Here is a 20,561-nt window from a genome sequence, read left to right on the forward strand (position 1 = left end):
ATCACAGCCTGAGAAACGCCCGCGTCCTCGTGGTCAGGACGGACGTCCGCAAGGCCGTTTTTACACGACCAAGACCCATCTGAGACATTTCGCTAGCATCCCACATTGTAGTAGCGAAGGCCCCTTCCAGAGTTCTGCTTTGAACCGACACGATGGTCTCCCCTCAGCTTGAGGGCAGGCATGAGGCGGCGAAAATTCCCGATCCCATACCTGGAGGCGGGGCGTTGGCCCGGGTTCTCATCGTAGGCGTTTGACTCAAATCAAATAGAACCCGCCTTAGGCTCATAGGGTTTTGCATGGTGGGCTGTCGCGAGGTTCTTTCCAAAACTCTATCGGTGAAGAGTTCATGTCCAGGCGCGTACCTCCTGTCGAAAACCGTGGTCGATCCATTCGGTTCTGGTTGGGGTTGCTCCTCGTGGTCTGCACGGTTCCGGCAATGCTGGTCGCCGGCTACCTGATCACCGACTCGTATATTGCGGCACGCGACAATGCAGAACGCAATACCGTGGCCACAACACGCGCGCTGATGCAGGCGGTCGACCGCGAGCTGCTCAGCGTCCAGTCGAGCTTGCGGGTGCTTGCAAAGTCACCCTACCTGCAGTCCGGTGATCTTGCCGCCTTTCACGAGCACTCGCGCGAACTGCTGCAGTGGCTGACAGGCAATGTAATTGTCATCGCGGACGCGGCCGGACAACTCCTGGTCAGCACGATGGTCCCCTACGGTCAGCCGTTGCCCAGAACCAGCATCCCAGGCCTGGTCCGCACCATCTTCGAGTCCGGCCGACCTGCGATTTCCGATTTTTATATCGGAGCCACATCGAGACAGCCTCAAATCGCCGTCGGTGTGCCCGTGTTTCGGGACGGGAAGGTCGCGTATGCGCTTGTGATGGGCATTCTTCCCGCGAATGTTGCCGTAATCTTGGAGCGGCAGAAGATACCGGAGGGCTGGATCGTGGCGATCCTCGACACCGGCGGGACTATCGTCGCCCGGACCAAAGATCCGGAACTGTTCATCGGCCAGCAGGGAACGCCTGAATTCCAACGCCAGACGTCGAGGGCGCAGGAGGGCATCTACGAGACCCCGACGCTGGAAGGTATCGCAGTCATCGGCGGATACCACCGGTCGTCGATCACGGGCTGGATGATCGCATTCGGCGTTCCCAAGAGCGTCTATACGACGAATCTGCGATGGGCACTGATGATCCAGAGCGCTACCGCGGTCCTCGTGCTGTTGCTCGGTGCGTTGTTGGCGGCAAGTATCAGCAGGCGAATCGTCCGCTCGATCCGCGCGATGACGACCCCGGCGCTTGCGCTGGGACTGTCCAGGAAGATTGATGTCCCGACGGTCGAAATTCGGGAGGTGAACGAGCTAGGTCACGCTCTGACAACGGCTTCCCAATTGATCAACCAGCGCGAGGTCGAGCGCGACGAGGCGCAGCACCAAAAAGCGCAAATCGAGGAGTCGCTCCGGCGATCACAGAAGCTGGAAGCGATTGGCCAGATGGCCGCCACCATCGCCCACGATTTCGGAAATCTGCTCACCCCGATCCTAGGAAACTTGGATATGCTCGAGGAGCGGATCGATGATCCCCGCTCGCGATTGCGTATCAATAATGCCCTGGCTAGTGCCAAACGGGGCCAGCAGCTCGTCCGCTCCCTTATGGCCTTCGCACGCCAAGAGCCGTCGGCAGTGACGATCATCGACATCAATCAGGCGATCCTTGCCATGGAGGGAGTGCTGGAGCAGTCGCTGGGCACAATCGGCAAGCTGATCTTCAACCTCGCATCGGAGGCTTGGCCCGTACGCGGCGACGCAACCCAACTGGAGATGGCGATCATCAACCTGGTCGTCAATGCGCGCGATGCCATGACCGCGGAAGGCACCGTGCAAATATCGACGATGAATAGGACGCTGCACAGCGAGCACGACAATCTCTCGGGCGATTACGTGGCAGTCGCGGTTTCCGACACGGGCCCGGGCATGCCGCCTGAAATCCTCGCGGTTGCATTCGAGCCCTTGTTCACGACCAAAGAGCCGGGCAAAGGCACCGGGCTCGGTCTCGCCAGCGTTTATAGATTTGCCAAACAATGCGGCGGTGTCGCGGTGATCGAGAGTGAGCTCCGCAAGGGAACCACGGTCACGATCTATCTGCCGCGTGCGCGCAACGACGCAACGACTGATAGCGGTGACTCTCGGCTCGGCCGGGCCGCCGACCTGGGCGACGTGAAGTGACGTGCTTGGCCCATTTCGGGCCCAGAGGTCATTGATTGCGACGGTGTCGTTGAGAGCCACAGCAGACATCTGCCGAAGATGCGACAGCCTCTTCGTATCCGGCGGCCGGCCAGGCCGCATCCCGCAAGGGGTGGGAGGACTCGTAGTGGTCAAAGCAAGTTGATCCGATCTGCTTCATCCCCCGACATCCACGCCGCCATGCGCATGCTCTGGTAACATGAGTTCGCCCGGCGAATCGTGGTCACAACCGTCCTACAACGTGCCAGGTTGCGATGGCCGTCCTCCAGCTCTTTCGAGGTTGAACGCTTACCTGCCGAAAATTCCGCCCACCACGCGGTGCATCGCACCGCCGATCGCGCCGATGGGACCTCCGACATTGCGCTGATGTCGCGCGCGTCCCGTGCTGCGACGGGCTTGGCGGTCGGATTTGGCAGCCTCGGCGGCCGCGTCCATCAGGACCTTGTGCTGGGCGGCATTGAGGAAGCCGGTCGTGGGGTAGCCGCGCTCCTCCTGCCAATGGGCGAGGGCGGCGCGGGTCTGTTCGTCGAACGTCCCGTTGATCTTGGTGCCGAACCCGAGCCTGGTCAGCCCTCGTTGCACCGCGCGACGCTTCGCCTTGGTGAGGCCGATCTGGTTCTCGGCCTGCTGATTGGCGTCCTGGGCAGCGATCACGGTATCGGCGGGTGCCGACGCTTCACGAGGTGTGCTGCTCAGACCAGCGTGAGCGACCTGCGCGCTTCCGGCGATCGCTAGGAGGGACAGTGCCAGGATCAAGGCGCGCATGGCCTTTCCTTCGCCGATGATACGTTTCTAGAAGAGATACAGCGCGCCGAACTGAACGATCAACATCCGGTCATGCCGCTCCGTGCGATTGCAGGGTAACTGCGGCCCGGGCGGCACGGTTCCCTGGCCCCGCGCCATTGTTCCCTCGCGTTGCACGCGGAGCACGCGATCGGAGCGCACCTGGGAGGTGTCCAGCAGTGGCCGCGATCCCGGATCGTCGTGGGCGAGCCAGCCGGGGCAGGCAAGCCGTCGCATAGCCGCGAATGCGTATCTAATTACCCTTCAACTGCTCAGAGCTCCCCATTGGGCGGCTCTTTCTGCATGCGAAGTCAAATTTCGATTGAAAATCCAAATCGTCACATTCCTGCTGCATCGCAAAACGCTCATACCGCCATGCAATATAATCCGTTGTATCTGGCATCTGGTATACGTAAATTCTCCTCAGTCAGAACGTCATACCGCCTCACTGAAGGAGACAAACCATGGCCAAGACCGTCGCCCTCCCCCTCGTCCAGCCCGTGTCGCTGTTCGGCCGCCTGCTGGCGACCCTCGACCGCGTGCTGATGACCAGCGCCCGCGCCGCCAACCGCAACGGCGACCTGCCCTATTTCGGCCTCTGAGGCTCGGCGCGCTTCGCGCGCGCAGGCAACCCTCGAAGCCCAACCAAGAGCCCCGGATCTCCGGGGCTTTTGCTTTTGCGACCCCCACGCGACCTGCGACATATTGGCCCCGTGGGCGTCCCACCCGATCTCCTCAATTGCGGTCGGTCACCTCTTCATACCAAAATCAAATCGGTCGATTTGCTGCGGATGCTCCTCTTGCTGCCTGATCCCGGCTGCCAACACAACTTTTGGCTGCATGGGCATGGCAAGGAAGTCCGGGGCTGGCGACGGCCTGAAGCTGGTCACGGTGGGGATGACACCGGCGGGCTCGACAGGTCGGTGGTTCGATTGGGCACAGCGGCCGGAAGAAGCCGTGCGCTCTCGGGAATGAAGGGGAGAAAGCGTCGATGAAGCGTTCCGTGCGCGTGGCCGTTATGGCTGGCATCGCCCTGATGGCAGGGCATATCCCGGCTCTGGCGGGATGGGAGCCTGTCCGGCCGGTCGAGTTCATCGTTCCGGCTGGCACCGGCGGCGGTGCCGATCAGATGGCCCGGACGATCCAGGGCATCGTCACCAAGCACAACCTGATGAAGCAGCCGCTGGTCGTGATCAACAAGTCCGGTGGCGCCGGCGGCGAAGGCTTCCTCGACGTCAAGGCGTCGGCCGGCAATCCCCACAAGATCATCATCACGCTGTCGAACCTGTTCACGACGCCGCTCGCGACCGGCATTCCGTTCAACTGGAAGGACCTCACTCCCGTCGCGATGCTGGCGCTCGACGAGTTCGTGCTCTGGGTCAATGCCGAGAAGCCCTACACCACCGCCAAGGACTACGTCGATGCGGTCAAGCAGGCCGGCGGCACCCTCAAGATGGGCGGCACCGGCTCGAAGCAGGAAGACCAGATCATCACGGTAGCCATGGAGAAGGCGACCGGCGCGAAGTTCACCTACATCCCCTACAAGGGCGGTGGCGAAGTGGCCGTCCAACTGGTCGGCAACCACATCGATTCCACCGTCAACAATCCGATCGAAGCGGTGGCGCAGTGGCGCGGCGGCAAGGTCAGGCCGCTCTGCGTGTTCGACGACAAGCCGATGGGCTTTGACGAGCCGATCACCGACGGCAAGGCCTGGAAGGACATCCCGACCTGCAAGTCGCAGGGGCTCGACATCGAATATCTGATGCTGCGCGGCATCTTCATGTCGCCGCGGGCCACCAAGGACCAGATCGAATACTACGTCGACCTGTTCAGGAAGGTGCGAGAGACGCCGGAATGGCAGGAGTTCATGAAGACCGGCGCCTTCAACACCACCTTCATGACCGGTGCGGACTACGCCAAATGGGTCGAGACCGAAGAGAAGCGGCACGAGCTCCTGATGAAGGAAGCCGGCTTCCTGGCCTCGAACTGAGCGGCTCGCATGAGAAGTCACGGTGGATCGGCCGGCCCCAGCCACAAGGCGGTCGAGGCCGGCGTCACGCTCGCCATCGCGCTGTTCGGGATCATCGTGATCATCGGCAGCGTGAAGGCGGGAATCAATTGGGGCGCTGAGGGGCCGCGGGCTGGATTCTTTCCGTTCTATGTCGGCCTGCTCATCGTCGCGGCCAGCGCGATGAATGTCCGCAACACGCTGCGCGAGGACGACGGCCGCGTCTTCGCCGAATGGGGCCAGCTCCGCCAGGTCATGAGCGTGGTGGTGCCGACGGCGATCTATGTCGGCGCCCTGCCCTTCATTGGCCTCTACCTCGCGTCCATGATCTTCATCGCCTGGTTCATGCGGTGGCTCGGCAAATATGGCTGGCTCACGGTGGAAGCGGTCGCGATCGGCATGCCGGTCGTGACCTATCTGATCTTCGAGCGCTGGTTCATGGTCCCCCTCCCCAAGGGGCCGATCGAGGATTGGCTCGGACTCTAACAAGAAAACTCATCCGCTGAGGGTTGCAGGACCAAGCTGGCATGGAAGAACTCGCCAATCTGTTTCACGGCTTCGCAGTCGCCCTCCAACCGTTCAACATCATGGTGATGATCCTCGGCATCGTGCTCGGGGTGATCATCGGCGTGCTGCCGGGACTGGGCGGCGCCAACGGCGTCGCGATCCTGCTGCCGCTGACCTTCAGCATGCCGCCGACCTCGGCGATCATCATGCTGTCCTGCATCTATTGGGGCGCGCTGTTCGGCGGCGCCATCACCTCGATCCTGTTCAACATCCCCGGCGAACCATGGTCGGTCGCCACCACCTTCGACGGCTACCCGATGGCGCAGCAGGGCAAGGCGGGCGAGGCGCTCACGGCAGCGTTCACCTCGTCCTTCGTCGGCGCGCTGTTCGCGGTCATCATGATCACGCTGATCGCGCCGCTGGTCGCTGGCTTCGCGCTTCAGTTCGGCCCGGCCGAGAAATTCGCCGTCTATTTTCTCGCCTTCTGCAGCTTCGTCGGCCTGAGCAAGGAGCCACCCTTCAAGACGATTGCGGCGATGATGATCGGCTTCGCACTCGCGGCTGTCGGCCTGGATTCCATCACCGGCCAGCTCCGCCTCACCTTCGGCGTCACTGAACTGCTCAACGGCTTCGACTTCCTGATCGCCGTGATCGGGCTGTTCGGCATCGGCGAGATCCTGCTCACGATGGAGGAAGGCCTGAGTTTCCGCGGCGGCAATGCGCAGATCAATCTGCGTGTCGTGCTGCACACCTGGAAGGAGATGCCGGCCTATTGGGTCACGTCGCTGCGCTCCTGCCTGATCGGCTGCTGGATGGGCATCACCCCCGCCGGCGCCACGCCGGCCTCGTTCATGAGCTACGGCATCGCCAAGCGCCTTTCCAAGCGCGGCAAGAATTTCGGCCATGGCGAGATCGAAGGCGTCGTCGCTCCGGAGACGGCAGCCCATGCGGCAGGCACGGCGGCGCTGCTGCCGATGCTGTCGCTCGGCGTGCCCGGCTCCCCCACGGCGGCGGTGCTGCTCGGCGGCCTCTTGATCTGGGGCCTGCAGCCCGGCCCGATGCTGTTCGTCGAGCAGAAGGAATTCGTCTGGGGCCTGATCGCCTCGATGTATCTCGGCAACCTCGCCGGCCTGCTCGTCGTGCTGACCTGCGTTCCGGTCTTCGCGGCGATCCTGCGCATTCCCTTCAGCATCATCGCACCGCTCATCCTCGTGCTCTGTGCCATCGGCGCCTATTCGGTGCACTCGAGCACGTTCGACGTGGTGCTGATGCTGGTGTTCGGCGTGCTCGGCTATCTGTTCAAGAAGTGCGGCTATCCGCTCGCGCCGCTGGTGCTCGCCATCGTGCTCGGCGACAAGGCCGAGGAGGCCTTCCGGCAGTCACTGCTGGGATCCCAGGGATCGCTCGCGATCTTCTTCTCCAACGGGCTGGTCGGCACCATCATGGCACTCGGGTTGATCGCGCTGTTCTGGTCGGCGATCCAGCAGGGCTACAACCGGTTGCGGGCGCTCGCCACATAAACTCGCCCTTGCTCCGATAGTTGAACTACAAATATCCTCTGCTGCGTCGTATTGTCGCTGCAACGATTTGCCTTGCTTCTGCAGGCTTTTTTCATCGATCGCTGGCCTAGCAGCGGGCACGGGCTCGATGAATCCGCTTGTTTATTGGCATATCATATACCAAACTCCGCATAGCTGTTAGGACAAGAATAGACAGCCTGGAGGAAACATGACGGACTTGGCTCACGCGGGGGCGCCCGCATCTGCAAGAGTAAGCGACGCCTATCGCTGGACGCAGCTCGCGGTTGGCGTCCTGGCGATGGTGATGATCGCCAACTATCAATATGGCTGGACCTTCTTCGTCCCGGATATCGCCAAGACCTTCGGCTGGGATCGCGCGTCGATCCAGTGGGCCTTCACCCTGTTCGTGCTGTTCGAAACCTGGCTCGTGCCGGTCGAGGGCTGGTTCGTCGACAAATACGGCCCGCGCATCGTCGTGCTCGTCGGCGGCGTGCTCTGCGCGATCGGCTGGATGATCAACGCCTACGCCACCTCGCTCAACGGCTACTATCTCGGCATGATCATCGCGGGCATCGGCGCCGGCGGCGTCTACGGCACCTGCGTCGGCAACGCGCTGAAATGGTTTCCCGACAAGCGCGGCCTCGCGGCCGGCATCACCGCGGCCGGCTTCGGCGCCGGCTCGGCGCTCACCGTCGCGCCGATCCAGGCCATGATCCGCGACTCCGGCTTCCAGACCACCTTCCTGTATTTCGGTCTCGGCCAGGGCATCATCATCGTCATCCTCGCCTTCTTCCTGTTCGCGCCCAAGGAAGGCCAGGTGCCCGCGGTCACTCAGAACACCAACCTCGTCCAGAGCCGCCGCAACTACAACCCGACCGAAGTGATCCGTCAGCCGATCTTCTGGCTGATGTACTTCATGTTCGTGATCGTCGGCGCCGGCGGCCTGATGGTGACGGCCAACCTCAAGCCGATCGCCGGCGACTGGAAGGTCGACAACATTCCGGTGACGCTGATCGGCATGACCATGACGGCGGTGACGTTCGCAGCGACCATCGACCGCGTTCTGAACGGCCTGACGCGTCCGTTCTTCGGCTGGATCTCGGACATGATCGGCCGCGAGAACACGATGTTCATCGCCTTCGGCATGGAAGGCATCGGCATCTGGGCGCTGTACATGCTGGGCCACGATCCGGTGTGGTTCGTGATCCTGTCCGGCTTCGTGTTCTTCGCCTGGGGCGAGATCTACTCGCTGTTCCCCTCGACCTGCACCGACACGTTCGGCACCAAGTTCGCCACCACCAATGCCGGCCTGCTGTACACCGCCAAGGGCACGGCAGCGCTGCTGGTGCCGATCGCGAACTACATGCAGCAGTCGTCAGGCAATTGGGACCGCGTCTTCATCATCGCGGCCGGCGCCAACATCCTGGCATCGATCCTCGCGATCGCGGTGCTCAAGCCCTGGCGGAGGGTCGTGGTGCAGAAATCGACGCTCTGACGCGCCCCTTCGCGCTGCAACAAAAATAAAAAAGAACGCTTCCAGATTGACGACGCTCGGCATTTTGCCGAGCGTTTTCTTTTGCTTGGCGGACGATTTCGGTCTCGTTGCAAAGCAACATGTCGCACCCTGTGTCGCAGGCCATATTGCAGACTGGAATATATTATACCAGAATGACTTCGTGCGCAGATGAGGAGCGCGCTCGCAGCGGCATCCTCCAAGAGAGCGCGTTAGGGAGGACACATGGTTTCCAGCACAGAGGCGACACCGCCTGTCCAGGCACAGTCCAGCGGCTTCCGCTGGCTCCAGCTCGCGATGGGCATCATCTGCATGGCGATGATCGCCAACCTGCAATATGGCTGGACACTGTTCGTCGATCCGATCGACGCGAAGTTTCACTGGGGTCGCACGGCGATCCAACTGGCCTTCACGATCTTCGTCGTCACCGAAACCTGGCTCGTGCCGGTCGAGGCCTGGTTCGTCGACAAATACGGCCCGCGCCTCGTCATCATGTTCGGTGCCGTCATGATCTCGCTGGCATGGGTGCTGAACTCCTACGCCGACTCGCTCACCCTGCTCTACGCCGGCGCCGTCATCGGCGGCATCGGCGCCGGTGCGGTCTACGGCACCTGCGTCGGCAATGCGCTGAAATGGTTTCCCGACCGCCGCGGCCTCGCCGCCGGCGCCACCGCCGCCGGCTTCGGCGCGGGCGCCGCGCTCACCGTCGTGCCGATCGCCAGCATGATCGCCTCGAGCGGCTATCAGAGCGCCTTCTTCACCTTCGGCATCGGCCAGGGCCTGATCGTGTTCGTGCTCGCGATCTTCCTGCGGCCGCCGACCCACGCCGCGCCTGCGCGCAAGAAGCAGCTCAACCTGCCGCAGAGCAAGATCGACTACACGCCGCCGCAGGTGCTGCGCACGCCGATCTTCTGGATCATGTATCTGGTGTTCGTGATGGTGGCCTCCGGCGGCCTGATGACCGCAGCCCAGATCGCCCCGATCGCGCACGACTTCAAGATCGCCAACGAGCCGGTGTCGCTCGCCGGCTTCCAGATGGCGGCACTGACGTTTGCGATCTCGCTCGATCGAATCTTCGACGGCTTCGGCCGTCCGGTGTTCGGCTGGATCTCGGATACGATCGGCCGCGAGCACACCATGTTCATCGCCTTCGGCACCGCCGCTTTGATGCTGCTGACGCTGGCGAATTACGGCCACAACCCGATCGTGTTCGTGCTCGCGACCGCGGTCTATTTCGGCGTGTTCGGCGAGATCTACAGCCTGTTCCCGGCGACCTCGGGCGATACGTTCGGCAGCAAATATGCCGCGACCAACAACGGCATGCTCTACACCGCGAAGGGCACCGCCTCGCTCCTGGTCCCGCTCGCGAGCCTCGTCTCCGCCAAGTATGGCTGGCAGGCCGTGTTCGTGATCGGCGTTGCGCTGAACGCGACGGCGGCGCTGATGGCGCTGTTCGTGATCAAGCCGCTGCGCCGCGCCTTCATCCTCGGCAAGGAGGCGGCGGTCACCCAGCCTGCGGCGCAGGACGTTCGCACCACGGCGTAAATCACCCGCTTCTTCCCGCGACTGCAGGAGGCGCATCCCCATGCGCCTCCTTTTCTTTTTTTCTTTTGGCGCGCCGTGCATGCCAGATGCCAATCCGAGCATACATTTGACAGCATCGCTGACCTTATTTTCCAGACATCTGCCCAGAAAACATCAAGATCCCAATTGACTTCTGGCATAACGTATACCAGACTTCCTTCTGTTCAAGACAACAAACGGGAGGGTGCCATGAAAGTCGGAGACATCCTGCGCAACAAGACGGCGCGCGTGATCACGGTGCGAATGAATGAGACCGTCGGCGTCGCGGCGCAGTTGATGCGCGCCAGCAATGTCAGCGCCCTCGTCGTGAAGGACGTCGTCCGCACGGAAGGCAACACCGCCGCCGGCATGTTCACCGAGCGCGACGTGGTGCGCGCCATCGCCGAGCACGGCGCCGCCGGCGTCACCATGAAGGTCTCGCAGTTGATCTCGCCGCAGCGGCTGATCTCCTGCAGCACTGAGGACACGCTCGAGCACGTGCGGCATCTGATGAACGTGCATCACATCCGCCACCTCCCGGTCATCGTCGACTTCGCGCTCGCCGGCGTCATCAGCATGCGCGACGTCTCCAGCGCCTTCGACGAAGCGGAAGCTCCCGTCGCCGCCTGACGCGTCCAGCCCGGTCAGCGGAACCGGTTCATCCCCCAGGGAGTCTTGTCGGAGCAGCGCGCCGCCTGTTAGGCGGTGCGCTGAGAACAGCAGCACAGTAAGGTCGCCGCTCATTCTGACCGATAGGATTCCTCGCGATGAAAGCCTATGTCTACGGCGCCCAGGGCGCCGCGATCACCGATATCGCCAAGCCCACGCCGAAGGGCACGCAGGTCCTGGTCCGCGTGCGCGCCTGCGGCCTCAATCGCGCCGATCTCGGCATGACGAAGGGGCATGTGCATGGCGCCGCCGGCGGCGTCGGCACGGTGCTCGGCATGGAATGGGCCGGCGAGGTCGCCGAGCTCGGTCCCGACGCCAGGGGCGTGAAGATCGGCGACAAGGTGATGGGCTCGGGCAGCGCGGCGTTCGCCGAATACACTCTCGCCGACCACGGCCGTCTGTTCCACGCGCCGTCGAACATGAATTTCGACGAGGCCGCCACGCTGCCGATCGCGTTGACCACGATGCACAACGCCGTCGTCACCAACGGCGCTTTGCAGCCGGGCCAGCGCGTGCTGGTGCAGGGTGCGAGCTCCGGCGTCGGCCTGATGGCGATGCAGATCGCCAAGCTCAAGGGCGCCTCGCTGGTGGTGGGCTCCTCGACCGATGCGATGCGCCGCGGACGGCTCAAGGAGTTCGGCGCCGATCTCGCCATCGACTCCAGCGATCCCGCCTGGGTCGATCAGGTGCTGCAGGCGACCAACAGCGAGGGCGTCGATCTGATCATCGACCAGGTGTCCGGCAAGGTCGCCAATCAGAACCTCGCCGCGACCAAGGTCCTCGGCCGCATCGTCAATGTCGGCCGGCTCGGCGGCACCCATGCCGACTTCAACTTCGACCTGCACGCGGCGCGCCGCATCACCTATGTCGGCGTCACCTTCCGCACCCGTTCGATCGAGGAGATCCGTACGATCTTCGACGAAGTGAAGAAGGACATCTGGGGCGCGGTCGCGCAGCGCACGCTGCGGCTGCCGATCGACCGCGTCTTCGCCTTCGACGACATTGGCGCGGCGTTCGCCCACATGGAGGCGAACAAGCATCTCGGCAAGATCGTGGTGACCTTGTGAACGCAACCTTCTGAGATTTAGAAGCACTCGAAACAGCGCGCGGTCCACGCACATGGACCGCGCGATCCCGGCTTTCATGGTGCGGCCTCGGCTGCTACATCCGCCGCCATGAGAGACGCCGCCTCCCATGTCGATTCCGGGAAAACCCGTGTCGCCGCGATCTCGATCGCGGCGAGCGCCAGCATGGCCGCGGCGAAGTTCATCGTCGGCGTCCTGATCGGCAGCCTCGCGCTCGTCTCCGAGGCCCTGCACAGCGCCGTCGACGTCGTCGCCACCGTGATCACCTGGATGGTGGTTCGGGTATCGGACCGGCCGGCCGACGACGAGCATCATTACGGCCATGGCAAGCTGGAGAGCCTGTCGGCGCTCGGCGTCATCGCCCTGCTCTACGTGCTGGCCGGCGGCGTGCTGGTGGAATCTGTCAGCCGGCTGCGCGAGGCGGCGCCGCCGCCGTCGCTGTCGGCGATTCCGTTCGTGGTGCTGCTGGTCGACATCGCCGTCAACTTCTGGCGCGCCCGCGCGCTGCACCGCGCCGCGCACGAGACCCACAGCCAGGCGCTCGCCGCCGACGCGCTGCATTTCGCCTCCGACGTGCTCGGCTCGATCGCCGTCATCGCAGGCCTGGTCCTCACCGCGTTCGGGTTCTGGTGGGGGGATTCCGCCGCCGCGGTCGCGGTCGCCCTGATGATCTCGGTGCTCGGCCTGCGGCTGGCGCGCTCCACCGTAGAAACACTGCTCGACCGTGCACCAGAGGGCGCGGCCGAAAAGGCGCGCGCCGCGATCCGTTCGATCAACGGCGTCGTCGATGTCGAGCGGCTGCGGGTCCGGCTCGTCGGCGCAACGCATTTTGTCGACGCCACGGTGCAGGTGCCGCGCACCTACCCGATCGACCGCGTGCACGAGATCAAGCGCGATGCGCAGGCAGCGGTCGATGCCAGCCTGTCCGGCGCCGACGTCACCTTCACGACGGTGCCGGTCGCGCTCAGCAATGAGAGCGTGCGCGAGCGCATCATGGTGATCGCGCGCAATTCCGGCCTCGCGATCCATCACGTCACCGTCCACGACGTCGGCGGCCGCCTGATCGTCGCGATCGACCTCGAGGTGGACGGCGACATGAGCCTGTTCGCGGCGCATGCGATCGCGCACGAGCTGGAACGCAGCATCCGCGACGAATTCGGCGCCGACGTCGAGGTCGACACCCATATCGAGCCGCTCGAGCCCGAGCTGCCGTTCGGCGTCGACGCGCCTGCGCAGCGGATCGCCGAGATCGCCGCCGCCCTGCAGCGTCTCGCCGCCGAGACCGACATGTACGACGTGCACAATGTCCGCGTCCGCAACACCGAGGCCGGCGAGATCGTCAACTTCCACTGCCGCGCGGCGCCGTCGATGAGCGTGCTGAAGGTGCACGACAACGTCGACCACATCGAGCGCGGGGTGCGTCGCGCCTTCCCGAGCGTCAAGCGCGTCATCAGTCACGCCGAGCCGCCGCACGGCTGAAGCCTGAACGTCATGCTGCGTTCCCGCTTCGGACTCACTCTGCCGGCTTTTCGCCATGGCAATTCCGCATTGGATAAGATTTATTAGCTTTTGCCAAATCGTTGACTCTCGACAGCCCGAGAAATCTGGATTCAAATCAACTTGATTCGGAAGCGGCTGGGGCTCTTTCGAAATTCGGGTATCCAAGAAGTTTCGGGGGTCTACAGCATGGCGCGTGCGCATGCCGCGAACGCGTGCGTCCAATCTTCTGATTCCATCAAGGGGTTGGCGCAATCGATCGCGAAACCGGCCTATCAAAGGCTGCTGACTGCTGAGCCGGTATTGCGTCGTGCTGTCCCTACTTTGATCATCGCCTTTCTCGTCACGATCTGTCTCGGCGCCTTCGTCCAGGTGCTCGACCAGAGCCGTCAGAAGCGCGGCGCGACCAAGCGCGACCTGGCCGCGATCTCCGACCTGCTCGCCGACCGCATCGGTCATCTGGCGACGCGCCCGGACCGCATCGCCCACATCGAGCATCTGCAGAGCCTGCTGCCCGACCTGATCCCCGCCTGGGGAGCGGCGGCCGGACGCCACGTGATCGTCACCGGCGCCGACCACCGCATCCTGGCCCGGGTTCCGGTCGACGCCGCGCTCGGCGAGAACGACCGCATCCTCGATTTGATCTCGACCGCGCAGCTCTTGGCCACGCCCGGCCTGCAGGGCGCGGTCACCGAGATCACCTTGCCGAACGGCCGTCCGGCCTTCGCGGTGTCGCAGTTGATCAAGGCGCTGCCCGGCCGCGTCGTCGTGATCCAGGAGAAGCTCGAGCCGATCTGGGGCTCGGACGCCGCGCTCTCGGTGACCCTGTCGGCGACGACGGGCTTCGTCGTGCTGATCCTGGGCTTCGCCTTCCACTGGCAGTCGACCCGCGCCCGCGAGGGCGACCTGATCAACGACGCCGTGCGCGGCCGCATCGACACCGCGCTCAATCGCGGCCGCTGCGGGCTGTGGGACTGGGACCTGTCGCGCGGGCGCATCTTCTGGTCGAACTCGATGTTCGCGATGCTCGGCCTGGAGAACCGCACCGACCTCCTCACCTTCGGCGAGGTCAACGCGCTGGTGAACTCCGATGACATCGACCTGTTCGAGATCGCCGACCAGCTCGTCGCCGGCGACATCCACCAGATCGACCAGAGCTTCCGGATGCGCCACACCGAGGGCCACTGGATCTGGCTGCGGGTGCGCTGCGAGCTCAGCCAGGGCACCTCCGATTCCGGCCTGCACCTGATCGGCATCGCGGTCGACGTCACCGAGCAGAAGAGCCTGGTCGAGAAGACCGTCGAGGCCGACCTGCGCCTGCGCGACGCGATCGAGACGATCTCGGAAGCCTTCGTGCTGTGGGACGCCAACAACCGGCTGGTGCTGTGCAACTCGCATTTCCAGAAGCTGCACAAGCTGCCGGACTCCGCCGTGATCCCCGGCACCTCCTATGAGACCGTCATCGAGGTCGGCAAGATGCCGGAGATCCGCACCCGGCTGCACGACCACAGCCAGCAGGCGCCGGGCGGGCGCACCTTCGAGGCCCAGCTCGACGACGGCAGCTGGCTGCACATCAGCGAGCGCCGCACCAAGGACGGCGGCTACGTCTCGGTCGGCACCGACATCACCCGCATCAAGGAGCACGAGCAGAAGCTCATCGACAACGACCTGCGCCTGCGTGCCACCGTGATCGACCTGCAGCGGTCGCAGAGCGCGCTGGAGCGCCAGGCGATCGAGCTCGCCGACCTCGCCGAGAAGTACTCGCAGGAAAAGACCCGCGCCGAGGAAGCCAACCAGACCAAGTCGAAATTCCTCGCCAATATGAGCCACGAGCTGCGCACGCCGCTCAACGCCATCATCGGCTTCTCCGAGATCATGGGCAGCGGCATGTTCGGCTCGCTCGGCTCGGAGAAGTACCAGGAGTACTGCCACGACATCCTGACCTCGGGTCAATATCTGCTCGAGGTGATCAACGACATCCTCGACATGTCGAAGATCGAGGCCGGCCGCATGAAGCTCGACATGGAGCCGCTCGACCTCGCCAAGACGCTGGCGGAATCGCTGCGCGTCGTCTCCGGTCGCGCCCTGGACAAGAGCCTCGTGCTCGACGCCGACATCGGAGGCAGCATCCCGGTCGTCGCCGACCGTCGCGCCACCAAGCAGATCATGGTCAACCTGCTGTCGAACGCGGTGAAGTTCACCCCCGAAGGCGGCCGTGTCACGATGCGGAGTCGCGTGTTCGAGGACAAGGTCGTGCTCATCATCGCCGACACCGGCATCGGCATCCCTGCGCAGTCGCTGGCGCGCCTCGGCCGCCCGTTCGAGCAGGTCGAGAGCCAGATGACCAAGACCTATCACGGCTCCGGCCTCGGCCTCGCCATCGCCCGCTCGCTGGCCCAGTTGCACGGCGGCTCGATGCGGCTGCGCTCGCGGCTGGAGCACGGCACCGTCGTCCGCGTGACCCTGCCCCGCGACGCGTACAAGGCCACGGCGAGCATCTCGGTGGCGGCGTGAGCGCGGCGGCCGTACTGCCGTAGCGTGGGCACTTTGCCCCACCCTACGGCAACATCATCAAATCGGATTCACATCTCAAAGAGATTGCACTTCAGGATCAGGCCCCACAGGCATGACAGCGCTCTCGCGTGGCGGATGATGCCCATGCGATCGGCTTGCCCTTCGGACATGCAACGCCGACGCAGGACGCAGGCGGATGACGGCATCATGACGTCGCTTCGTGCCTAGTCAGCAACATTGGCGGAACGTGGTATTGACGCACCTGCAGGTCAGCAACTAAGGCAGTTGCTCCAAGATCTGGAGTACTGCGCGTGATCATTGCCTTCATCGTTGCCGCCTTCGCCTATCGCTTTGCCATGCTGGGCGTCTCGATCCGCAACGAAAAACGGCTGCGCGCCGACGGCGCAACCGAATACGGCGCATCCGTGTCGCGCTGGTTGGCCATCGCACATGTCGCTTTCTATCTCGCCGCGACGGCCGAGGGCCTCGTCCGGGATGCGCCGCTCGACGCCGTCAGCATCATCGGGTTCGTAATCTATCTGTTCGGCGCGGTGATGCTGCTTGTGGTGTCGCAATTGCTCGGCCGCCTCTGGACCGTCAAGCTGATGCTCGCGCGCGACCACGCGCTGGTGACCCATCCGCTGTTCCGGATCGTGCGCCACCCGAACTACTTCCTCAACATCCTGCCCGAGCTGATCGGCTACGCGCTGACCCTGCACGCCTATCTCACGCTCGTGGCCGGCCTGATCATCTATGCCGTGCCACTGACCTTGCGGATCCGGCAGGAGGAGAAGATCATGCGGGAGCAATTTGCTGCATACTGAGCGGAGCTAGCCGCTCCGCGAGTTCGCCGCGCGGACCGCAACTTTCACCAAGTCCGACGCTCGACGCCCGTGCAAGGGTTCGGTGACCATCATCGTACCCAAGGGAGCATCGCGATGCTGAAGCGGATCTGGCACGGCTGGACCAGGGCGGCGGATGCCGATGCCTATGAGGACCTGCTGCGGTCAACGATCTTTCCAGGGATCATCGATCGGAAGATCGAGGGATTTCTGAGCATCGAGCTGCTGCGCAGGCCGCTCGAAGACGAGGTCGAATTCGTGACGATCATGACCTTCGCCGATCCGACGGCGGTGGTTCGCTTCGCGGGTCCGGCGCATGACGCGGCGGTGGTCCCGGCCGCGGCGCGGAAGCTGCTCAGCCGCTATGACGGCCATGCCGCGCATTATGAGTTGAAGGCCACGCGCCACGCGCAAGGTCAGAGTTCAGCGACCGCATGAGAGCCCGAAGTCTGCCGATGACGCCGGCGAGGTCGGCGACGACGCCGGCCGTCGCCACCGCAGCAACCTGGATGGCTACTCTGCGCTCGCAATGACGAGAGGAGACAGTGTGCGCCATCCTGGCGAGCGCAGCGCTGCGCCAGCGGCAACTCCGCGGACGCGCGCCTCACGCCTGCAGGCTGGGCGCGACCTCGCGGGCGATCTGGACCAGCGCCGCGATCAGCGGGGTCATCGGGTCACGCTGCGGGATGACCAGGCCGATCTGGTAGTTGATGACGGGATCGACGATCGGGATCGAGCGCACCTTGTCGGCGAGGCCGAGCGTTTCGGCGAGCTTGGCCGGCATCACGCTGGCCCAGCGGCCGGTCTTGACATGGGTGTACAGCACCAGCAGCGAGTTCGACGTCAGCGTCGGCGTCACCTCGTTGCCGGCGGCCTTCAGAGCGCGGTCGATGATGCGGCGGTTCTGCATGTCCGGGGTCAGGAGGCACAGCGGCACCTGCCCGACCTCCTGCCAGGTCACCTGATCGCGATCGCCGAACATCGCGTCGGGCGCGGTCAGCAGCCGGTAGCTCTCGTTGTAGAGCGGGATGGTTCTGACACGGCCGATCGGCTCGTTCTCGATGTAGGTCAGCCCGGCGTCGACCTCCAGGTTCTCCAGCAGCCCCAGCACGTCGGCCGACGTGCACGACATGATGCGGAACCGGACCTCCGGATGCTTGGCGCGGAACGGCGTCGTCAGCGACGCCACCATGCCGAGCACCGTCGGCACCGCCGCGATCCGGATCTCGCCCGATAGCTTGTCCTTGAGCCCGTTGATCTCCTGGCGCATCGCGCGGAAGTCGCCGACGATGCGGCGCGCCCAGTCGAGCGTGCGCTCACCCTCCGGCGTAAAGCCCTGGAACCTGGAACCGCGCTGCACCAGCATGACGCCGAGGATCTCCTCGAGCTGCTTGATGCTGGTCGACATCGTCGGCTGGGTCACGCCGCAGGCCTCGGCCGCGCGGCCGAAATGACGCTCCTTGGCCAGCGCCAGCAGCAGTTCGAGCTTGTCAATCAAGAGGTCGGCCTTCCAGCGGTTGAAGGGCCCAGTTCCGCACGTTTTCGGCGGTGCGGGCCACGGAGAAACCTATCACGGCGCGGAGGGCCCGGACACGGTAAAACGCGGCCGCAAGCCGGTCGCGCGAGCGCCCGTTTTTCGTCAACTTCTAGCTATCTCTCGATTGCGTTTCGCTATCGCAGCACGGGACTGCTTTATTGATATCTTGAGCAATTCCAATTTGGATGTGCGAAACGCTTGCAACGCAGAATCGGGATCAGGATGACGCCGGTGTACGAGACGTGGGAGGCGGCGCGCGGCGCCGAAATCATCGCCCAACATAGCGGGATGGAGGGAGCAACCTTGCCCATCCTCCATGCGTTGCAGGAGACGTTCGGCCATGTGCCGGAGGATGCCATTCCGATGATCGCATCCGCTCTGAACCTCTCGCGCGCCGAGGTTTACGGCGTGTTCACGTTCTACCATGATTTCCGGGCCAAGAAGGCCGGTCGTCACGTGCTGAAGCTGTGCCGCGCCGAGGCCTGCCAGGCCGCCGGCGGCGATGCGCTCGCGGCGCGCGCCGAAGCGAAGCTCGGCATCTCCATCGGCAACACCACGGCCGATGAGCGCGTCACGCTCGAGCCGATCTACTGTCTCGGCCTGTGCGCAACCGCGCCGTCGGCCATGCTCGATGGCCGCCTGGTGGGCCGGCTCGACGAAGCCCGGATCGATGCTCTCGTCTCGGAGGCCCAGCGATGAGCGTGCGTCTTTTTGTCCCGTGTGATGCCGGCGCCCTCGCCGTCGGCGCCGATGAGGTTGCCCACGCGCTGCACAAGGCGGCGCTGGAGCGGAAGGTCGATATTGAAGTCGTACGCAACGGCTCGCGTGGGTTGTACTGGCTCGAGCCGCTGGTCGAGCTGGAGACGGCGCAGGGCCGCTTCGGCTTCGGACCGGTGACGGCAGACGACGTGCCGTCCCTGCTCGATGCGATCGTCGCCGACAAGCCGCACAAGCTCTCGCTCGGCCTGACCGAGGAGATCCCGTGGCTGAAGCGGCAGACCCGCCTCACCTTCGCCCGCTGCGGCATCATCGATCCGCTGTCGCTCGACGACTACCGCGCCCATGGCGGCTACAAGGGCCTGACCCGCGCCCTGACGCTGACGCCCGATGCTGTGATCGCCGAGGTCACGACCTCGGGCCTGCGCGGCCGCGGCGGCGCAGGCTTCCCGACCGGCATCAAATGGAAGACGGTGGCGCAGACCGCGGCCGACCGCAAATACGTCATCTGCAACGCCGACGAGGGCGACAGCGGCACCTTCGCCGACCGCATGCTGATGGAAGGCGATCCCTTCGTGCTGATCGAAGGCATGACCATCTGCGGCATCGCGGTGGGCGCCACCAAGGGCTACATCTACACGCGCTCGGAATATCCGCACGCGATCGCGACCATGACCAAGGCGATCGAGATCGCCAGGAAGGCCGGCCTGCTCGGCGACAAGATTGCGGGCTCCAACGCCACGTTCGAGTTGGAGGTGCGCACCGGCGCCGGCGCCTATGTCTGCGGCGAAGAGACCGCGCTGATGGAGAGCCTGGAGGGCAAGCGCGGCATCGTCCGCGCCAAGCCGCCGCTGCCCGCCCATCATGGCCTGTTCGGCAAGCCGACCGTCGTGAACAACCTGCTGTCGTTCGCCGCCATCCCCTTCATCCTCGATGAGGGCGCCAAGGCCTATGCCGATTTCGGCATGGGACGCTCGCGCGGCACGATGCCGATCCAGATCGCCGGCAACGTCAAGTTCGGCGGCCTGTTCGAGACCGCGTTCGGCATCACGCTGGGCGAGTTGGTCGACGACATCGGCGGCGGCACCTTCACCGGCCGCCCGGTCCGTGCCGTGCAGGTCGGAGGCCCGCTCGGCGCCTACTTCCCCCGCGCCCTGTTCGACACGCCGTTCGACTACGAGGCGTTCGCCGCCAAGGACGGCCTGATCGGCCATGGCGGCATCGTCGTGTTCGACGACAGCGTCGACATGTCGAAGCAGGCCCGCTTCGCGATGGAGTTCTGCGCCATCGAATCCTGCGGCAAGTGCACGCCGTGCCGTATCGGCTCGACGCGCGGCGCCGAGACCATCGACAAGATCCGCCGCGGCGAGCGCGTCGCCGAAAACATCGCCCTGGTCGAAGACCTCTGCGGCACCATGAAGCTCGGATCGCTCTGTGCACTCGGCGGCTTCACGCCCTACCCTGTGCTCTCGGCGCTGAAGCACTTCCGCGAAGATTTCGGCCCCCAGCAGCCGCGCTTGCAGGCTGCGGAATAAGATATCGGGAACAAGGACAC

At 64.3% G+C, this 20,561-nt stretch carries 17 protein-coding genes; 15 read left to right on the forward strand and 2 right to left on the reverse strand.

The window, feature by feature from the left end; all coding sequences use genetic code 11:
* Window positions 1-436: 436 nt before the first annotated feature.
* Window positions 437-2,233, forward strand: a complete 1,797-nt coding sequence (locus ACQR13_RS00005) for a sensor histidine kinase (RefSeq protein WP_434862476.1) — start codon at window positions 437-439, stop codon at window positions 2,231-2,233.
* A 306-nt stretch (window positions 2,234-2,539) separates the two neighbouring features.
* On the opposite strand, the gene ACQR13_RS00010 is transcribed toward ACQR13_RS00005, so the two are convergent.
* On the reverse strand, window positions 2,540-3,016 hold the full coding sequence (locus ACQR13_RS00010) for a peptidoglycan-binding domain-containing protein (protein WP_315753028.1): 477 nt from the start codon (window positions 3,014-3,016) through the stop codon (window positions 2,540-2,542).
* Window positions 3,017-3,498: 482 nt separating this feature from the next.
* Here ACQR13_RS00010 and ACQR13_RS00015 point away from each other — a divergent pair, with 482 nt between their 5' ends.
* From ACQR13_RS00015 to ACQR13_RS00070, 12 genes are all read left to right on the forward strand, one after another.
* On the forward strand, window positions 3,499-3,636 hold the full coding sequence (locus ACQR13_RS00015; protein ID WP_315716173.1) for a hypothetical protein: 138 nt from the start codon (window positions 3,499-3,501) through the stop codon (window positions 3,634-3,636).
* Between the two features lie 389 nt (window positions 3,637-4,025).
* Window positions 4,026-5,024 carry a Bug family tripartite tricarboxylate transporter substrate binding protein gene (locus ACQR13_RS00020; RefSeq protein ID WP_315753029.1) on the forward strand — a complete coding sequence of 333 codons (999 nt, stop codon included), beginning with the start codon at window positions 4,026-4,028 and terminating at the stop codon, window positions 5,022-5,024.
* A gap of 9 nt (window positions 5,025-5,033) precedes the next feature.
* Window positions 5,034-5,528 carry a tripartite tricarboxylate transporter TctB family protein gene (locus tag ACQR13_RS00025; protein ID WP_315753030.1) on the forward strand — a complete coding sequence of 165 codons (495 nt, stop codon included), beginning with the start codon at window positions 5,034-5,036 and terminating at the stop codon, window positions 5,526-5,528.
* A gap of 41 nt (window positions 5,529-5,569) precedes the next feature.
* Window positions 5,570-7,069, forward strand: coding sequence for a tripartite tricarboxylate transporter permease (locus tag ACQR13_RS00030; protein ID WP_315753031.1), 1,500 nt, complete (start codon window positions 5,570-5,572; stop codon window positions 7,067-7,069).
* Between the two features lie 208 nt (window positions 7,070-7,277).
* Window positions 7,278-8,564 carry an oxalate/formate MFS antiporter gene (gene oxlT, locus ACQR13_RS00035; protein ID WP_315716169.1) on the forward strand — a complete coding sequence of 429 codons (1,287 nt, stop codon included), beginning with the start codon at window positions 7,278-7,280 and terminating at the stop codon, window positions 8,562-8,564.
* A 243-nt stretch (window positions 8,565-8,807) separates the two neighbouring features.
* Window positions 8,808-10,127, forward strand: coding sequence for an oxalate/formate MFS antiporter (oxlT, locus tag ACQR13_RS00040; RefSeq protein WP_315716168.1), 1,320 nt, complete (start codon window positions 8,808-8,810; stop codon window positions 10,125-10,127).
* A gap of 228 nt (window positions 10,128-10,355) precedes the next feature.
* Window positions 10,356-10,775, forward strand: a complete 420-nt coding sequence (locus tag ACQR13_RS00045) for a CBS domain-containing protein (RefSeq protein ID WP_015665845.1) — start codon at window positions 10,356-10,358, stop codon at window positions 10,773-10,775.
* Window positions 10,776-10,912: 137 nt separating this feature from the next.
* The gene (locus tag ACQR13_RS00050; RefSeq protein ID WP_434862477.1) at window positions 10,913-11,881 is read left to right on the forward strand and encodes a zinc-binding dehydrogenase; all 969 of its coding nucleotides are present in this window, start codon (window positions 10,913-10,915) and stop codon (window positions 11,879-11,881) included.
* 108 nt (window positions 11,882-11,989) lie between these two features.
* Window positions 11,990-13,378 (forward strand): cation diffusion facilitator family transporter, encoded by a 1,389-nt coding sequence (locus tag ACQR13_RS00055; protein ID WP_434862478.1) that lies wholly within the window; start codon window positions 11,990-11,992, stop codon window positions 13,376-13,378.
* 207 nt (window positions 13,379-13,585) lie between these two features.
* Window positions 13,586-15,910: an ATP-binding protein gene (locus ACQR13_RS00060; protein WP_434862479.1), complete on the forward strand. Its 2,325-nt coding sequence runs from the start codon at window positions 13,586-13,588 to the stop codon at window positions 15,908-15,910.
* Between the two features lie 311 nt (window positions 15,911-16,221).
* Window positions 16,222-16,734, forward strand: coding sequence for an isoprenylcysteine carboxyl methyltransferase family protein (locus ACQR13_RS00065; protein ID WP_315828280.1), 513 nt, complete (start codon window positions 16,222-16,224; stop codon window positions 16,732-16,734).
* 114 nt (window positions 16,735-16,848) lie between these two features.
* The gene (locus ACQR13_RS00070; RefSeq protein ID WP_434862480.1) at window positions 16,849-17,190 is read left to right on the forward strand and encodes an antibiotic biosynthesis monooxygenase; all 342 of its coding nucleotides are present in this window, start codon (window positions 16,849-16,851) and stop codon (window positions 17,188-17,190) included.
* Between the two features lie 166 nt (window positions 17,191-17,356).
* Here ACQR13_RS00070 and ACQR13_RS00075 read toward each other — a convergent pair whose 3' ends face one another.
* Window positions 17,357-18,250 (reverse strand): LysR family transcriptional regulator, encoded by an 894-nt coding sequence (locus ACQR13_RS00075; RefSeq protein ID WP_315716160.1) that lies wholly within the window; start codon window positions 18,248-18,250, stop codon window positions 17,357-17,359.
* 261 nt (window positions 18,251-18,511) lie between these two features.
* Between ACQR13_RS00075 and ACQR13_RS00080 the strand changes: the two genes are divergently transcribed.
* Entirely contained in the window at window positions 18,512-18,988 is a 477-nt protein-coding gene (locus ACQR13_RS00080) for a formate dehydrogenase subunit gamma (protein ID WP_316171189.1), read from the forward strand.
* Window positions 18,985-20,541, forward strand: a complete 1,557-nt coding sequence (locus ACQR13_RS00085; RefSeq protein WP_434842033.1) for a formate dehydrogenase beta subunit — start codon at window positions 18,985-18,987, stop codon at window positions 20,539-20,541. The genes ACQR13_RS00080 and ACQR13_RS00085 overlap by 4 nt, the downstream gene beginning before the upstream one ends.
* Window positions 20,542-20,561: the final 20 nt, after the last annotated feature.

Source organism: Bradyrhizobium sp. HKCCYLRH3059 (assembly GCF_051168035.1).
In the GTDB taxonomy this organism is placed as follows: domain Bacteria; phylum Pseudomonadota; class Alphaproteobacteria; order Rhizobiales; family Xanthobacteraceae; genus Bradyrhizobium.

Coding starts and splice junctions, on each gene's coding strand:
- ACQR13_RS00005 (WP_434862476.1), top strand. CDS start 437: ATGCTGGTCGCCGGCTACCTGATCACCGACTCGTATATTGCGGCACGC.
- ACQR13_RS00010 (WP_315753028.1), bottom strand. CDS start 3,016: ATGCGCGCCTTGATCCTGGCACTGTCCCTCCTAGCGATCGCCGGAAGC.
- ACQR13_RS00015 (WP_315716173.1), top strand. CDS start 3,499: ATGGCCAAGACCGTCGCCCTCCCCCTCGTCCAGCCCGTGTCGCTGTTC.
- ACQR13_RS00020 (WP_315753029.1), top strand. CDS start 4,026: ATGAAGCGTTCCGTGCGCGTGGCCGTTATGGCTGGCATCGCCCTGATG.
- ACQR13_RS00025 (WP_315753030.1), top strand. CDS start 5,034: ATGAGAAGTCACGGTGGATCGGCCGGCCCCAGCCACAAGGCGGTCGAG.
- ACQR13_RS00030 (WP_315753031.1), top strand. CDS start 5,570: ATGGAAGAACTCGCCAATCTGTTTCACGGCTTCGCAGTCGCCCTCCAA.
- oxlT (WP_315716169.1), top strand. CDS start 7,278: ATGACGGACTTGGCTCACGCGGGGGCGCCCGCATCTGCAAGAGTAAGC.
- oxlT (WP_315716168.1), top strand. CDS start 8,808: ATGGTTTCCAGCACAGAGGCGACACCGCCTGTCCAGGCACAGTCCAGC.
- ACQR13_RS00045 (WP_015665845.1), top strand. CDS start 10,356: ATGAAAGTCGGAGACATCCTGCGCAACAAGACGGCGCGCGTGATCACG.
- ACQR13_RS00050 (WP_434862477.1), top strand. CDS start 10,913: ATGAAAGCCTATGTCTACGGCGCCCAGGGCGCCGCGATCACCGATATC.
- ACQR13_RS00055 (WP_434862478.1), top strand. CDS start 11,990: ATGAGAGACGCCGCCTCCCATGTCGATTCCGGGAAAACCCGTGTCGCC.
- ACQR13_RS00060 (WP_434862479.1), top strand. CDS start 13,586: ATGGCGCGTGCGCATGCCGCGAACGCGTGCGTCCAATCTTCTGATTCC.
- ACQR13_RS00070 (WP_434862480.1), top strand. CDS start 16,849: ATGCTGAAGCGGATCTGGCACGGCTGGACCAGGGCGGCGGATGCCGAT.
- ACQR13_RS00080 (WP_316171189.1), top strand. CDS start 18,512: ATGACGCCGGTGTACGAGACGTGGGAGGCGGCGCGCGGCGCCGAAATC.
- ACQR13_RS00085 (WP_434842033.1), top strand. CDS start 18,985: ATGAGCGTGCGTCTTTTTGTCCCGTGTGATGCCGGCGCCCTCGCCGTC.